8 protein-coding genes and 1 pseudogene are annotated in these 16087 nt (G+C 69.5%); 5 read left to right on the forward strand and 4 right to left on the reverse strand.

The features are described from left to right. Positions 1–64 precede the first annotated feature (64 nt). Positions 65–9304 (forward strand): amino acid adenylation domain-containing protein, encoded by a 9240-nt coding sequence (locus ACWCPQ_RS11575; RefSeq protein ID WP_449897312.1) that lies wholly within the window; start codon positions 65–67, stop codon positions 9302–9304. Between the two features lie 65 nt (positions 9305–9369). Here ACWCPQ_RS11575 and ACWCPQ_RS11580 read toward each other — a convergent pair whose 3' ends face one another. Continuing rightward, complete coding sequence (locus ACWCPQ_RS11580) at positions 9370–10047, reverse strand: dihydroxyacetone kinase subunit L (RefSeq protein WP_449897313.1); 678 nt, start codon at positions 10045–10047, stop codon at positions 9370–9372. Positions 10048–10058: 11 nt separating this feature from the next. Further along, positions 10059–11113, reverse strand: a pseudogene (locus tag ACWCPQ_RS11585) (dihydroxyacetone kinase subunit DhaK). On the opposite strand from ACWCPQ_RS11585, the gene ACWCPQ_RS11590 reads away from it, so the two are divergent. Further along, the gene (locus ACWCPQ_RS11590) at positions 11077–11289 is read left to right on the forward strand and encodes a DUF1508 domain-containing protein (RefSeq protein ID WP_449897314.1); all 213 of its coding nucleotides are present in this window, start codon (positions 11077–11079) and stop codon (positions 11287–11289) included. The pseudogene ACWCPQ_RS11585 and the gene ACWCPQ_RS11590 overlap by 37 nt on opposite strands. Positions 11290–11354: 65 nt before the next feature. Here the strand turns inward: ACWCPQ_RS11590 and ACWCPQ_RS11595 are convergent, their stop codons facing one another. Next, the gene (locus tag ACWCPQ_RS11595) at positions 11355–12599 is read right to left on the reverse strand and encodes a cation:proton antiporter (protein WP_449897316.1); all 1245 of its coding nucleotides are present in this window, start codon (positions 12597–12599) and stop codon (positions 11355–11357) included. 107 nt (positions 12600–12706) lie between these two features. Next, positions 12707–13168: a DUF7144 family membrane protein gene (locus ACWCPQ_RS11600; RefSeq protein ID WP_449897317.1), complete on the reverse strand. Its 462-nt coding sequence runs from the start codon at positions 13166–13168 to the stop codon at positions 12707–12709. 263 nt (positions 13169–13431) lie between these two features. Between ACWCPQ_RS11600 and ACWCPQ_RS11605 the strand changes: the two genes are divergently transcribed. From ACWCPQ_RS11605 to ACWCPQ_RS11615, 3 genes are all read left to right on the forward strand, one after another. Continuing rightward, the gene (locus ACWCPQ_RS11605) at positions 13432–13851 is read left to right on the forward strand and encodes a YciI family protein (RefSeq protein ID WP_449897318.1); all 420 of its coding nucleotides are present in this window, start codon (positions 13432–13434) and stop codon (positions 13849–13851) included. Positions 13852–13863: 12 nt separating this feature from the next. Next, entirely contained in the window at positions 13864–15291 is a 1428-nt protein-coding gene (locus ACWCPQ_RS11610; RefSeq protein ID WP_449897319.1) for an RNA polymerase sigma factor, read from the forward strand. A 113-nt stretch (positions 15292–15404) separates the two neighbouring features. Continuing rightward, positions 15405–16085, forward strand: a complete 681-nt coding sequence (locus tag ACWCPQ_RS11615) for a lysophospholipid acyltransferase family protein (protein WP_449897320.1) — start codon at positions 15405–15407, stop codon at positions 16083–16085. Positions 16086–16087 lie beyond the last annotated feature (2 nt).

Raw genomic sequence — 16087 nt, forward strand, 5'->3', positions numbered from 1 at the left:
GCCACCGCCATCCGATCCCGGTTCGGGATCGGGCGCTGTTCGGAACGCGGCAGCTACGGAGCCGGTGCCGTTGTCCGCCGGGCAGCGGGGGCTGTGGCTGGCCCAACAATTGAGTCCCGATGTACCGATCTGCGAGGCCCAGTACATCGAGATCCACGGGGATCTGGATGTCGATCTGCTGCGACGGGCGCTGATTCGCGCGGCCCTCGAATTCCAGTCGGGATTTCTCCGGCTGGTGGACGTCGACGGTGAACCGCATCAGCTGTTCGATCGGACGCTCGAGTCGACCGGGCCGGTACTGGATATGCGGTCCGAACCGGACCCGATGGCGGCGGCCCTGGAATGGATGCGCCGGGAATGCACCGCGCCACTGGATATGTTCCGAGATAGGCTGATCGCCTCGGGTTTGTTACAGATCGGCGACCGGCATTACCTGATGTACAGCCGAATTCACCATGTCGCGCTGGACGGTTACGCGGCGATGACGATGGCGAATCGGGTGGCCGGCCTGTACACGGCGGCGGTGCAGGACCGGACACCCGAACCGAACCGCGCGGCGGATCTGAACACTCTCTACGAGGCGGACCGCAGCTACCGGGAATCGAAACGATTCACCGACGACAAAACGTACTGGGTGGACAGGCTTGTGGACGTCGACGGCGACGAGACCAGTTTGGCCGCCGGAAGCGCGGCGCCGTGCGCGGACAGCGTGGCCGCGATCGCCGAGCTGCCCGCGTCGACGGTCGAGCGGATCGCCGCTTGCGCGCAGGCGATGGACGCGAGCCCGGCCGCGCTGGTGATCGCCGCGTTCGGTGACTATCTGGCCCGGGCGACCGGCCGTGACGATGTGCTCGTCGATATTCCGGTGTCGGGCCGCACCACGGCGGTGCTCCGCAGATCCGGCGGGGTGTTCGTCAATGTGGTTCCGCTCCCGATCGGTTTCGTTGCCGGGGATACGGTCCGGGCCCTGGTTCGACGGGTGCAGTCCGATCTGGTGGGCGCCTTGCGGCACCAGCGGTGCGGTCTCGCCGATATTCGCGACACCACCGGAAACGACCGGCAGCGGCGATTCGCCGGGCCGGTCGTGAATGTCATGTTCTTCCCGCAGGAGATCCGATTCGGTTCGCTGACAGGGGAATTCCACGTTCTCAGTTCCGGTCCGGTGGAGGACCTGCTGGTCGACCTGTACCAGACCGGTGATCCACCCCGGACGATTCTGCACTTCCTGGCCAATCCCGATCTCTACACCGATTCCGAACTGGCCGACCACACCGATCGATTCGTGGACTTCCTCACCGCCTTCGCCGCGGCCGAACCGGACGCGGATCTCGGGCAGATTCATCCCGCCAGTGTCGGTGAATCGGCCCGGAACCGTGGCCGCCGTGCGGATCTCGAGTTCTGGCGCGACACCCTGGCCGATCTCCCGGCGGAACCCTTTCTGCCGGTGGACCGGCCGCGGGCGGTGGCGACGCATCGGGGTGCCACGCGGGCCGCCACCTGGGGCACGGAGACGGTCGGGGCGCTGAGAGAACTCGCGCGCCGCCGGGATTCTTCGCTGTTCTCGGTGTTCCACGCGACGCTGGCGGTGCTGCTGGCCCGGACCAGCGGCCGCACCGATATCGCGGTGTGCACCCCGGGCCGCGAGGGTGGTGGCCCCGGCGAGTCGGCGGGTTCCGGTCTCGACACCCTGGTGCTGCGCACCGAGATCGATGCCGGCGAGCGGTTCGTCGACCTGCTCGCCCGTATCGGCCGTCTCGAAGGGGAGGCATTCGCACACGCCGATATCCCGCTCGAACGATTGATCGATCAGTTCGCGCCGCAGGGGTCCCCGCCCCTGTGCCAGGTGATGTTCGCGTACCGGAATACCGGACACACGCACCGCGCGCTGCCCGGCCTGCAGATGCCGCCGGCCGGCGCACGGAGCGAGACGTCCCGCTTCGATCTGCGGATCACGCTGTCGGACCGGCCCTGCGACGGTGGGGTCGAAGCATCGTTCACCTATGCCACCGACCTCTTCGACACTGCGACCGTCGATATGCTGGTCCGGCGCTGGACCCGAGTGCTGGAATCGGTGGCCGCCGACCCCACGACCGTGATCGCGGCAGTAGAACTTCTCGATCGGGCCGAAAGCGCCGATCTGCTGGCTCGTTCCGACCCGCCACCGGCACCGCCCGAAACATTCGCGGACCTGCTGGTGGCGGCGGCCGCATCCGATCCCGAAGCCACTGCCGTCGTCTGTAACGGTCAGCGCATCAGCTACCGGGAACTGGACGTGCGTTCGAACCGGCTGGCGCGCGCCCTGATCGGCCGCGGCATCGGTCCCGAGGACATTGTCGCGATCGGCCTGCCGCGGTCACCGGAGGCGATACTCGCCACCTGGGCGGTCGCGAAATCGGGCGCGGCCTTCCTCCCCGTCGATCCGGCCTATCCGGTCCGTCGTCTGGACCACATCACCACCGATTCGCAATCGACGGTCGGTCTCACCACGGCACCCGTTCCCGCGCGACTACCGGACACTGTCGATTGGCTGACTCTCGACGATCTCACCGGGACCGAGGGCCGTCCCGTCCGCGATGCCGATCGGGTACGCCCGTCACGGGTGGACGATCTCGCCTACGTCATCTACACCTCCGGATCCACGGGAATGCCCAAAGGGGTCCAGGTATCGCATCGTGGGCTGGCGAATCTCGTGGCCGACCAGCGGTCGCGATTCGGGGTCGGCCCGGGCAAGCGGGTACTGCACACCGCGTCACCGAGTTTCGACGCGGCGGTCCTCGAGTATCTCTGGGCGTTCGCGACGGGCGCGCAGCTGGTGGTCGCGCCGCCGGAGGTGTACGGCGGGGACGAACTGGCGCGGATCCTGGTGCGGGAGCGAGTGACTCATGCCGCGCTGACGCCCACGGCCCTGGCGACCGTCGATCCGGCCGGTCTGGCGGATCTCGCGACCGTGGTGGTCGGCGGCGAAGCGCCCGCGCCGGCGCTGGTCTCACGGTGGGCGCCGGGACGGCGCTTCTGCAACACCTACGGTCCCGCCGAGGCCACGATCCAGACCAATGCCGGTGCGGCGGCGGTGCCGGGTGCGCCGGTGACGATCGGCGCCCCGATCCGCGGGGTCGGGGAGGTCGTACTCGACGGGCGGCTCCGGCCGGTGCCGGTCGGTGTCGTGGGTGAGTTGTACGTGACCGGACCGGGTTTGGCGCGTGGCTACCGGAACCGGGCGGGCGCGACGGCGGCGCGGTTCGTGGCCGATCCGTTCGCGGGACCGGGACGGCGGATGTATCGGACCGGTGATCTGGTGCGGTGGCGGCGGCTACCCGAGGGCGACCTGACACTCGACTTCGTGGGGCGCGCGGACGATCAGGTGAAGGTTCGTGGATTCCGGATCGAGCTCGGCGAGGTCGAATCGGCGTTGTCGGCTGGTCCGGGGGTCGCCGCGGCGGCAGTGGCCGTGCACCGCGGTGCGGCCGCCGGTGACCGATTGATCGGGTATGTGGTGCCCGAGGACGGAACCGATATCGACGGCGCCGCGGTCCTGGATCTCGCCGGCCGGCAGTTGGCCCCGCATATGGTGCCCGCGACCGTGCTGGTACTCGACGCGCTACCGGTGACCGCGAACGGCAAGCTCGACCGCGCCGCCCTACCCGAACCGGATTTCGCTCCGCAGCCGGGTTCCCGGCCGCCGGCCTCCGAGGTCGAGGCGACGATCGCGCGGCTCTTCGCGGAGGTGCTCGGACTGGACGAGGTGGGGGCGCACGATTCGTTCTTCGCGCTGGGGGGCGACAGCATCATGGCGATTCATCTGGTCAATCGGGCCAGGGGAGCGGGATGGGTTTTCTCCGTCCGCGATATGTTCGATCGCGGCACCGTCGCCGGGCTGGCCGAGATCGCCGTCCGTGACAGTACGGCGCTCACCCTTCCGGCGGAACTGCCGGGCGGTGGAGTAGGCGCGATACCGCTGACCCCGATCATGCGCTGGATGTTCGAGCGCGGCGGATTCGACCGTTTCTGCCAGTGGGTGCTGCTGACACTGCCGCCCGGAATCGACAGCTCCGGAATCACGGCCACGGTCCGGGCCGTGCTCGATCAGCACGATATGTTGCGGGCCCGGCTGTGCCCGGAACCCGCGGATCCGTCCGGCTGGGCGTTACGGGTCGATCCCGCCCCCGCGGCCACGGCGGGGCTGATCCGGCGAGTGCCGGTGGACGCCGCCCCGGACAGCGATGCCTTCACGGCGGTCGTTGCCGCCGAAACGAGTGCGGCGGCCGAACGACTCGATCCCGCCGCAGGTGTCGTGCTGCAGCTGGTGTGGCTGGATCGCGCCGAACAGCCGGGACGGTTGCTGGTCGTCGCACATCATCTGGTGGTCGACGGTGTCTCGTGGCGGATCCTGATCCCCGATCTCGCGACAGCGTGGGCTCAGGTGCGGGCCGGGCAACGGCCGCGGCTCGCCTCCGTCGGCACGTCGATGCGCCGCTGGGCACACGCGTTGTCCACCGCCGCGGCGGAACACGGCGAACCGGATCGGTGGCATTCCACGCTGGCCGCCGCCGATCCACCGCTCGGTGCGCACCGGTTCGACCCGGCCGTCGACGTTGCGGCCACCGTCGCCAGTGTCGAGGTGTCGTTGCCGGCCGCGGTGAGCCGCGCTGTTCTCGGCACAGTGCCGGCGGTGTTCCACGGCAGAGTGGACGACGCCTTGATCGCGGCGTCGGTCATGGCGCTGGTCCGATGGTGGCGGCGCCGTGGCGACAGTGTGTCCGCGGCGCTGCTCACCCTCGAAGACCACGGCCGCCGCGACACCGTGTTACCCGGCGCCGATCTCGCCCGGACCGTCGGCTGGTTCACCGCTACCTACCCGGTCCGGCTCGAATTGCCCGATATCGATATCGACGACGCGTTCGCCGGTGGCCCCGCCGCGGGTGCGGTTCTCAAATCGGTCAAGGAGCAGCTGCGCCGGATCCCGGACGACGGAATCGGCTACGGCCTCGCGCGCTATCTCGATCCCGATACCGCGCCCGTCCTGCGGGAACTGCCCGGCCCGCAGGTGAGTTTCGACTACCTGGGCAGATTCGACACCGTTGCCGCGGCAGCGCACGAGGAGGCGTGGATGCCCGGCGCGGCCGGCGGTGTGCAGCACCCCGACGCCGCGGCGGCGGCCCCGCTGGTGATAGACGCCTTCGTCACCGGCACCCCGGACGAGCCGGTTCTCGCCGCTACCTGGGCCCACGCGACCCGCCTGCTCACCACCGCCGAGGCCACCGAGCTCGCGCGATCGTGGTGCGAGGCGGTGACCGCGCTGGCCACCCATGCGGCACGGCCCGGTGCGGGCGGGACAACGCCCTCCGACTTCGACCTCGTCGACCTCGACCAGGCCACGATCGAACGGATCGAGCGCCGGTATCCGGATCCGACGGACATATGGTCGCCGACACCGTTGCAGGCGGGGTTGCTGTTCCACGCCCGGCTGGCCGACGGCGCATTCGATGCCTACACCGTGCAACTCCGGATGGAACTGGGCGGGCGGGTCGACGCGGACCGGTTGCACCGTGCCGCACAGGCACTCCTCGGGCGGCACCCGAATCTGCGGGCCGCGTTCGTCCGCGACAGCGCCGGTGCACCGGTCCAGGTGATACCCGGGTCCGTCTGTGTTCCGTTCTCCCGGGTCGACCTGGCCGAGTCCGACGCCATCGAGTCCGACGCCATCGAGTCCGCGCTCGACGAGCTCACCGCCGCCGATCGGCAGACCGGATTCGATGTGACCGAGCCGCCGCTGCTCCGAATGACCCTGATCCGCACCGCGGATCAGCACCACCGCCTGCTGCTGAGTATGCATCACATCCTGATCGACGGCTGGTCCACGCCGCTGCTGATCCGGGAACTGCTCACCCTCTACGCCGGCGACAGCGATCCGGCCCTACCGGCACCGGGACGCCCCTACCGCGACTACCTGGTGTGGTTGCGCGACCAGGATCGGGACTCGGCGGATACCGCGTGGGCCCGGGCCCTCGACGGGGTGTCCGACCCGACGCTGCTCGCGCCGGCCGACCGCGGCCGCCGGTACACCCGCGCCGCGCGGGAGGTCCGCGCGCAATTGAGCGAGGACCGCACCGCCGCGCTGGTCGCCAAGGCGCACGAGCAGGAGGTCACCCTCAACACGCTCGTACAGGCGGCATGGGGGATCGTGCTCGCCGCCGCGACCGGTCGCGAGGACGTGGTGTTCGGCGCCGTTGTGTCCGGGCGTCCCGCGCAGATCTCCGGTGTCGAATCGATGATCGGACTGTTCATCGATACGGTGCCGGTGCGGATCCGGCTGGACCGCCGGGAGAGCCTCGCCGATCTGGTACGGCGGATCCAGCGGGAACAGGCAGAGCTGCTCGACCACCATCATCTGGGACTGTCCAGGATCCAGCAGATCGCCGGCCCGGGCGCGATGTTCGATACCGTGACGGCTTTCGAGTCCTATCCGATCGACGAGGGTGGGTTGTCCGACCTCGCCGATATCGCGGGTATGCGGGTCCTCGGCGTGGCGGGCCGTGACTCCGCGCACTACCCGCTCGGACTGATCGTCCATCACGACTTCCGATTGCATCTGACCGTGAAGTATCTGCCGGACCTGTTCACCTCGGCCCAGATGGATGCCATCGTCGGCCGGGTCCTGCGCGTGCTCGGTGCCATGGCGGACGATATCGGGCTGCCGCTGCCCCGGTTGTCGCTGCTGTCTGCGGCCGAGCGGGCCGAGCTGGTACCTGTTCGTGGCCGGCACGGTGCAGTGATGTCGGTACTGCCGCGGGTGTTGACGGCCGCGCTGAGACCCGACGCCGAAGCGGTGGTCGGCGACGGTGTGCGGTTGTCCTACCGGGAACTAGACGAGACCTCGAACCGGTGGGCGCGGGTGCTGATCGAATCGGGCGCCGGACCGGAATCCCTGGTGGCCGTGGCATTGCCGCGTTCGGTCGATACCGTGATCGCGGTCTGGGCGGTCGCCAAAACCGGGGCCGCATTCGTCCAGGTCGACCCCGCTCAGCCGGCCGCCCGCAACGCGGTGATACTGACCGATTCCGGTGCCGTTCGCGGACTGACCCGTGAGTTGTATCGCGACCGGCTGTCGGACGCTGTCGACTGGTTCACAGTCGACAGCCCGTCTTTCGCCGCGGCGGCCGCGGCGGCATCCGCGGCCGAGGTCACCGACGGCGAACGCACCGCCGTCCTGCGACCACGGCATCCGGCCTACCTGATCTACACCTCGGGTTCCACCGGGACACCGAAAGGTGTGCTGGTCACCCACGCCGGAGTGGCGAATCTGGCTGCCCTGGCGCTGGAACGGTTCGCCGTCACCCCGGATTCGCGCGTACTGGCGGCCGCCGCGCCCACTTTCGATGTCTCCGTTTTCGAATGGCTCAGCGCTGCCGCCGCCGGCGCAACCGTGGTCGTGGCTCCCGCGTCGGCGGGCGCGGGGACCGAATTGGATCTGCTGGTCCGCGCCGAGCGCGTCACCCATGCCGCGCTGACCCCGACACTGCTCGCCGCGACGAATCCCGAAGGACTACGCACCATATTTCTCGGCGGCGAGCCGTTCCCGCCGGATCTGGCGGCCCGGTGGGCGCCGGGCCGCACCGTGATCAACTGTTACGGGGCCACCGAAACCACTGTCATCAGCTGCACCGGCGCACCGCTTTCCACGAGCACGGTGGGTGGCCGGATTCCCATGGGCGGCCCCGTGCGTGGATTCACCGCCGTCGTGCTCGATCGCAGCCTGCGCCCGGTTCCGCCCGGAGTGGTCGGCGAACTGTACCTCGCCGGGCCGGGCCTGGCCCGTGGTTACCACGGGCAGCCCGGGATGACGGCGACCCGATTCGTCCCGGCACGCTACGGCAGGCCCGGGACACGGATGTATCGCACCGGTGATCTGGTCGCGTGGACCGCCGACCGCACCCTGCAGTTCAGCGGGCGCAGCGATCGGCAACTCGAAATCGGCGGCAACCGTATCGAACCCGGCGAGATCGAAGCGGCGCTGTGCGACTGTCCGGATATCGTCGCGGCCGCGGTCGTCCTGCACACCGATCCGGACGGCAGCGGCCGGCTCGTGGGGTATGTCGTTCCCGCGCCGCACACCACGCCCGATCCCGCCGCGATCACCACCCGGCTGGCGACCCGGCTGCCCACTCACATGATTCCCACGGCTGTTGTGGTCCTCGACCGGATTCCGCTCACGCCCACCGGAAAATTCGACTATCGGGCACTGCCCGCGCCGGACCGGCGACCGGCCCGGTACCGGCCGCCGTCCACGCCGCTCGAAGCCACGGTCTGTGCTGCTTTCACGCAGATCCTCGAGATCGAGCGAGCCGGTATCGATGACGGGTTCTTCGCCGTCGGTGGTAACTCCCTGGCCGCCATCCGGCTGGTGGCGCAGCTGGAGGAATCGACCGGGGTGAACATACCGATCCAGTGGGTCCTCACCGATCCGACGCCGGGCGCCCTGGCCGGTCGGATCGAGGCCCGGCGGCGCGGTGCCGAGGATCGGGACACCGCCGGCGACGCGCTCGCGGTGCTGCTCCCGCTGCGTGCCACCGGCACCCGGCCGCCGCTGTTCTGCGTTCATCCCACCGTCGGAACGGCTTGGGGTTTCAGCGGTCTCGTGCAGTACCTCGCCACGGAACGGCCGGTCCACGGGCTGCAGTTCCCGGCCCTGTCCGAGCCCGGTGCGCGGTTCGATACGCTCGGCCGGCTCGCCGCCCGTTACATCGCGGAGCTCCGGTCTGTGCAACCGCGCGGCCCATACCATCTGCTCGGCTATTCGCTGGGCGGCACCATCGCGCACGAGATCGCCGTACAACTGCGCCGCGCGGGCGATACCGTGTCCACCCTGGCCATGATGGACTCTCGGTTCGTCGATACTCGCGCCGATATTCGCGTCCCGACGCTCGCGGATGTGCTCACCGAGTTCGGCGTCGCCGTGTCCCGGACCCCCGGCGACCTCACCGTCGAAGCCGCGACCGGCCTGCTGCACCGGCAAGGCGGACCCTGGACAGCCCTGACCGGCGATCATCTGAAGGTTCTGCACGACAGTTGTATTCAGCTGATAGAGCTCGTTCGCGATCACCGGCCCGCACTGTTCGACGGTGATCTGCTCTACTTCCGCGCCGTCGCCGGGGACCCGGAGGACGGCCCGTCTCCCGCGCTCGCCTGGAAGGAGTACCTGACCGGAGCCATCACCGAACACCGCATCAGCGCGAGGCACGAACAGATGACCGACCCCGAGGTGCTCCGCGCGATCGCACTCGTGTTGAACGGGCATTTCCGCTGAGTCCCACTGCCGCACCGGAACACAGCCGGATTCGTCGTCCGGTCGGCGGGTGCCGATATCCGCGGTCAGCCGGTCGTCCTGAGCCATCCGGTATCGATCGCCGGCGAGTCCTCCCGGTACGCCGCCGCGGCGGCCTGCAGGATCAGGGCCGCGGCCGCCGCCCCGGGATCGAGCACACCGCGTGACAGCTCGCCGATATAGCTGGCCCGCCCGCGTTCGGCGACCAGCGATGCGGTGTTCGCCGCTCCGGCCACCGCCGCATCGGCCGCCGCGGCGAGGGACTCCGCCGCCGCCCCGCCCGACCCGATCCGGGCGGCCAGGGTTTCCGCGGCCGGAGCCAGTGCGTCGACCATCGTCTTGTGCCCCACTTCCGCTTCCCCGTATCGCACCACCGTGGCCAGCCCGGCGCTCAGGCCCCGGGAGAACTCGGCGGCGGTGGGCTCCGGATTCGTTGTGCAGCGGGCGAGTTCGCGGAAGAACATGCCGAACAGCGGGCCGCTCGTTCCGCCGGTGCCCAGAAAACCCCGGGATACCGCTGTCAGCAGTCCTGTGTAGGAGCCGGGGCGATCGGTGTCGATGTTCTTCCGTGCCCGGTTCAGGGCGGCCGTGATGTTCGCACCGAAATCGCCGTCGCCGGCGAGTCGGTCGAGATCGGCCAGCGCACCGGCGCGGTCGAGGAACGCCTCGAACATCATGTGTACCCAGCGTTCACCGAATCCCGGCGGCAGTGTTTCGTCGCGCACAGAGGTCTCCTTCACCAGGTCAGGGCCGGGGTGCGTACGGGGGCGTCCCACAGCGGAAGCAGATCGGCATCGGCCGGCAGTAGCGTGACCGAGATCCCGACCATATCGAGCGAGGTCACATAGCTGCCGGCCAGCGATCGGGCGACCGTGATCCCGCGGTCGGCCAGCCGGTGATGTACGGCGCGCGCCGCGACCGAGACTTCCATGGGGTAGGCGCCGCCGAGACCGTTCACGATCGCGATGAGCGATGATCCGCGCGCCACCCCGAGTTCGGCGATCAGCGGGTCGACCAGGTGGGCCGTCAGCGTATCGGCGTCGGCGAACGGTACTCGGTCCGTGCCGCGTTCGCCGTGGATCCCCACCCCTGATTCGACTTCCCGGAGTCGAGGGTGAACGAGGGGACCGTTTCACCGGGATGGGTGCCGGCGCTCAGTGCGAAGGCGAGCGTGCGTGCGTTGCGCGCGACGCGACGGCCGAGGTCGGCGACCGCGCGGAGATCGGCGCCGGCCTCCGCGCTCGCCCCACAGATCTTCTCGACCATCAGGACGGCGGCGGTCCCGCGGCGACCCGGCCCGGCGTCACGCTGGGTGGCCAGGTCGTCGTCGACTAGTACCACCTCGGTCGCGACCGCGTCGTCACCCGCGAGTTCACCGGCGATCCTGAAGTTGAGGACATCACCGGTGTAGTTCTTCACGATCTGCACGACACCGCGCCCGGAATCGGCGGCCACGGTACCTTCCTGCACCTGCAGTGCCGTCGGGCTGGCGAATACCGCGCCGGGTACGGCCACGTCGAGCATGCCGTGCCCGACAAAGCCGGCGTGCAGCGGTTCGTGCCCCGATCCGCCGCCGGAAACGAGGCCGACCTTGTCGTGCGCCGGGACGGCGCGGGTGACGATTCCGCGTTCGCGGTCATAGGCGATGAGCCTCGGATTCGTCAGTGCGAGCCCCTCGAGCGCCTCGGCGGGCGCGTTCTCGGGCAGGTTGAGAATCTGTCGGCGCACGATGTCGTTCTCCTTCGGATCGACCGGTGACCGCCTGGTTGCCGGGCAGTCCAGAGATACCACCGTCCGGGCGCGCCGGGGCCGGAACCGGCAAGCGGGCGCCAGATCATCTCCTCGCGCCGGGCTTCGATCTCGAGTACATCGTCCCGGAAGGAGCCCGGGACGCCGCCGAGAAAGGTATCGCTTCGGTGCAGGCGAACGCACCGAGCGCGGCGATTGTCGAGATCACCGGCTCCTGACGGGCACGGCTGCGCAGCCGCCGTTCTGCTGCCGCAGCGGAACGGCGGCTCGTATCCGCCCCGGATCAGGGTCCGTGGGTCGGTAGTGGCGTCTCCCGATCCCCGGCCGGGGCGACCGGGCCGCGTACCCACTTCGCGATCAACGGGAACAGCAGGACTGTGGTGGCACCGGCCGCGACCAGGGTGGAGGCCAGATCCGCGCCGATGAGACCGGATCCGGTCGCCACCTGGGTGACCGCCACGATGATCGGCAACCCGGTGGCCGCGTACAAGGCGAGCTGGACTCGTTCCCGCGGAAAGCGCAGGTTGGCCCCGTGTGGGACGAATCGTTCGCTGAGCCAGACGGTCGATCCCCGGGCGACGGCGATCGCCAGGACGAAGATCAGCCACCGCACCGGTTCGTCGGCTACGGCTGCCGGGTCGATTCCCATCCCGGACACGACGAAGAAAACCGGGATCAGCACTCCGTACCCGATCGTTTCCAGCGAGCCCTGGACTTCGGGATGCGTTTCGGCGACCAGCCGGCGCAGGATCAGCCCCGCCGCGAAGGCGCCCAGCACGATGTCGAGATCGAAGACTTCGGCGACCGTCATGAGAACGAGCAGCAGGAGGAATACGAGCCGGACCGGGAGTTGGTTGGTGCCGGTGGTCAGCGCAGCCAGGAAGCGTTCGGTCCCGGGACGGCGGTCCAGAATACGTTGCGGTACCCAGGAAACAACCCCCGCGGCCGCCGCGAACAGGAGCAGAACCAGCAGGGAAGCCAGCAGATTCTGGCCGGTGAGCAGTATCGACATCGCCAGTACCGGGCCCAGTTCGCCCACTGCGCCGTGTGCCAGTACCGCGCGGCCCAGCGGCTGCTCGAGGACTCCGTCCTGTTTCACGATCGGTAGCAGGGTCCCCAGCGCGGTCGAGCTGAGGGCGATGGCGACCGCGACGGCCGTGGTGAACCCGGCCGCCGGCGCGGCCAGCCACACCATGAGCAGGGCGAGCGCCGATCCGGCCAGCCAGGTCAGCCAGGCAGTAAGGCCCGGTCTGCCGCGCAGCAGCCCGGTATCCAGTTCGTAGCCGGCGAGCAGGAACAGCATGCCGAGACCGAGTTCGCTCAGCAACTGCACCCCACCCGCGGTCCCGGCCACGCCGGTGGCGAAGGGGCCCAGCACGATGCCGAGTACCAGCAGGACTACGACGTCAGGGATCATCCCGCGGACCAACCGCGACACCAGCGGCGCGGCCACCGCGGCGGCCGCGATCCAGAACAGTGAGACGATCGCCGACGGCTCCTGGTCCACGGGGGCCACCGAGAGCGTCATCCGATCATGTTCGCACCGGCCGGCCCGGGAACCGGCCGCCGACACGGTTGCCGCGCGCGGCTGTTCCCGGGCGGGCGCGGTGCGGCGCCCTCACCGCCGGGGTCTGCTCAGACCCGCTCGGTATTCCAGGTGGCGATGGCCCAGATGATCACGATATCGAGTGCGATGATCAGGATCGACCAGAGCGGATACCAGGGGATCCACAGGAAGTTCGCCACGATGGACAGGGCGACGAGCCCGATCGCGACGATCCGTGCCCACAGCGCCCCGGTGAACAGCGCCAGGCCGACGAGGATCAGCAGGATGCCGAAGACGATATGGATCCAGCCCCAGCTGGTGAGGTCCAGTTCGTACACATAGTTCGGGCCGGCGACGAATACATCGTCGTTGGCCGCCGCGGAGATCCCCTGGAACAGCGTGATGAATCCGGCGACGAGCAGCAGCGCCGCCGCCGCTATGGAGGTCCCGCCGGCGACAGCTTGTTTCACCGGGCGTTCGCCGGTGGTGGCCGCGTGGGCCCCGGTGGCCGTCGCTCTTCCGGCGGCCGGTGCTGCGGGGTCGGTGGTCATAACAACTCCCTTCGGATGGGAGGGGCCACACCGGACCTCGAGAACTGATCGCCGGCGACGCCCTCATATGCCACACTTCGATTCCTTTGTCCTGATCGAAAATTATGCCACTGGCCAGCACGTTCCGGCCGACTAGCCGAGGAAACGGAACCGAGTCGCGACTTTTGCGAAAAAATCTCCGGCGGGTTGTCGATCCGCGGACCGCCCGTTCGACCTATGGGTGGAAGGGTCCGATACGGACCTCGCGAACAAGGAGACCGGATATGAAATACATGCTGATCATGCGCGCCACCGACGAAGCCTTCGCCGCGATGGGCGATATCGACTTCACCGAGATGCTCGAGACGGTGGGCAGGTTCAACGACGAACTGATCCGGGCCGGGGTGTTGCTCGCCGCCGAGGGTCTCGACGACGCCGCCGAGGGGGTCGTCGTCGACTACTCGTCGGCGGATCCGGTGGTGACCGATGGACCGTACGGGGAGACCAAAGAGCTCTTCAACGGCTACTACATCCTGAATGTCGCCTCGAAGGAGGAAGCCGTCGAATGGGCCAAGCGGATGCCGATGACCGGCGCCGGTTTCAAAACCGAGATCCGGCGGGTCTCCTCCATCGACGAATTCCCGCAGGACAATATCTGGATCCAGAAGGAACGCGCCTGGCGCGAGGCCACGGGGCAGCTCTGAGGCAGCCCGGCTGTGGAACGGCACGAGGGCCGGGAGGCGGTGGCCGCGGTATGGCGTATCGAATCGGCCCGGATCGTGGGCGCGCTCGCCCGCTACACCGGTGAGTTCGGCGTCGCCGAGGATCTCGCGCAGGAAGCACTCGCCGAAGCCTTGGTGACCTGGCCACGCGACGGTGTACCCCGCAACCCCGCCGGCTGGTTGCTGACTGTCGGGCGCCGCCGCGCCGTCGACGGGTTCCGCCGCCGCGCCGCCCTCGACGACCGTTACGCCGCCCTCGCCCGGGAACTGGGGGAGGGCGGCGTGGCGGCGGGCAGCGACCCGGCGGACCCGGTGCGGGCCGCCGAACAGATGCTGTGGGATCCGGACCGGATCGACGACGATGTCCTCGCCCTGATGTTCGTCGCCTGTCATCCGGTGCTGCCGCCGGAGGCTCGGGTGGCCCTCACCCTCCGGGTGCTCGGCGGTCTCACCAGCGACGAGATCGCCCGCGCTTTCCTGGTACCGACGGCCACAGTCCAGGCGCGGATCACCCGGGCGAAGAAGACGCTCGCCGCGGCGCGGGTGCCGTTCGCGATTCCCCCGGCGGCCGAACGCGCGGACCGGCTCGTCTCGGTGCTGCGGGTGATCTACGTGATCTTCACCGAGGGGTCTTCGGCCAGTTCCGGCACCGATCTCATCCGGTTCGATCTGGCCACCGAGGCTGCGCGCCTGGCCCGGGTGCTGACCCGGCTCGTTCCGGACGAACCCGAGGCACACAGCCTGCTGGCGCTGCTGGAACTGACCGCGGCGCGGTTTCCGGCCCGTACCGGTCCCACCGGCGAACCGGTGCTGCTGGAGGACCAGGACCGCCGACGCTGGGACCGTCCGGCGATCCGCCGCGGCCGGGCCGCGCTGGCCCGCGCCGAGCGGTGTGGGCGCGGGCTGGGGATCTACGGACTGCAGGCGGCGATCGCCGAGTGCCATGCGGTCGCGCCGTCAGTGGCCGAGACCGAGTGGGACCGGATCGTCCTGCTCTACGAGGCGCTGGGCCGACTGGCTCCGTCGCCGGTGGTCGAGGTGAACCGTGCCGTGGCGGTCGCGATGGCGCGGGGACCGGCGGCGGCGCTGCCGATCGTCGACGATCTGGAGGCCGCGGGAGCACTGGCGAATTCGCATCTGCTGCCCGGTGTGCGCGGTGAACTGCTCATCCGGTTGGGTCGTACCGGCGAGGCACGGGCCGAACTGGAACGGGCGGTCACCCGCTGCGGCAATGCCCGTGAGCGGTCGGTGCTGGAGCGGAAGATCGAACTGCTCGATTCCGGTACCGTCGCGGCGCGCGGCGCGCGGCCGGACCGGCCGTCGGATATACAGCCGGACCGGCCGTCGGATATACAGCCGGACCGGCCGTCGGATATACAGCCGGACCGGCCGTCGGATATACAGCCGGACCGGCCGTCGTAGCCGCACCATCGGCCGGCGAGTGAGTAGTTTCCCGGTTCCCGTGGCCGCATTCCCGTGACGATGATGGAACCGGACCGGTGCGCAGGCCGCCGGCAGCGAATCACGGGGTGTATATGAACGAGCGATCCGCGCGGCCCAGCGGACTGGGCAAACGCGCCTGGGTGACCACCGAACTGGTCCGGCGGGTCCTGCGGGCACTGGCATGGTCGAAGTTCGTCCGGGTCACGGTCATCGGACGCGAACTGGTTCCGCGCACCGGACCGGTGATCGTGGCGGGTAACCACATCTCCATGCTGGACGCGGTGTTCTTGTGGGGTGCGCTGCGACGCCGGGCCGTGGCCATCGCGATGGCCGAACTCTGGTCGTGGCCGGTGGTGGGCCTGCTGGTACGGCGGCTGGGCCAGATCCCGGTGCGGCGCCGCGACAGCGCGTCCGGACAGTCCGCGCTGGCCCAGGGCGAGCAGATCCTGCGATACGGGGGTGTACTCATCATCTACCCGGAGGGGCGGCTGGTCGCGCCCGGCGAAACCGAACCGTACAGGCCCGGCGTGGCGAAACTGGCTCTCGCGACGGGGGTGCCGGTGGTGCCGGTGGGCACCACCGGCACCGACGAGGTCATGCCGATGCGACGGCTCCGAGCGGGAAGTCCGGCCTTCGACCGGCGCCGCCGGGTGACCGTCCGGTTCGGAAAACCCCTCGACCCGGCGGAATTCGACGACCCCCAGCAGTTCCTCGATCAGCTGCGCCAGCGGATCGAGGAACTGCGCGATACCCCGGAAGACCGGCCTGCGTGATC

The sequence above is a fragment of the Nocardia sp. NPDC001965 genome, assembly GCF_053594175.1.

Coding starts and splice junctions, on each gene's coding strand:
- ACWCPQ_RS11595 (WP_449897316.1), bottom strand. CDS start 12,599: ATGACGCTCTCGGTGGCCCCCGTGGACCAGGAGCCGTCGGCGATCGTC.
- ACWCPQ_RS11600 (WP_449897317.1), bottom strand. CDS start 13,168: ATGACCACCGACCCCGCAGCACCGGCCGCCGGAAGAGCGACGGCCACC.
- ACWCPQ_RS11615 (WP_449897320.1), top strand. CDS start 15,405: ATGAACGAGCGATCCGCGCGGCCCAGCGGACTGGGCAAACGCGCCTGG.
- ACWCPQ_RS11605 (WP_449897318.1), top strand. CDS start 13,432: ATGAAATACATGCTGATCATGCGCGCCACCGACGAAGCCTTCGCCGCG.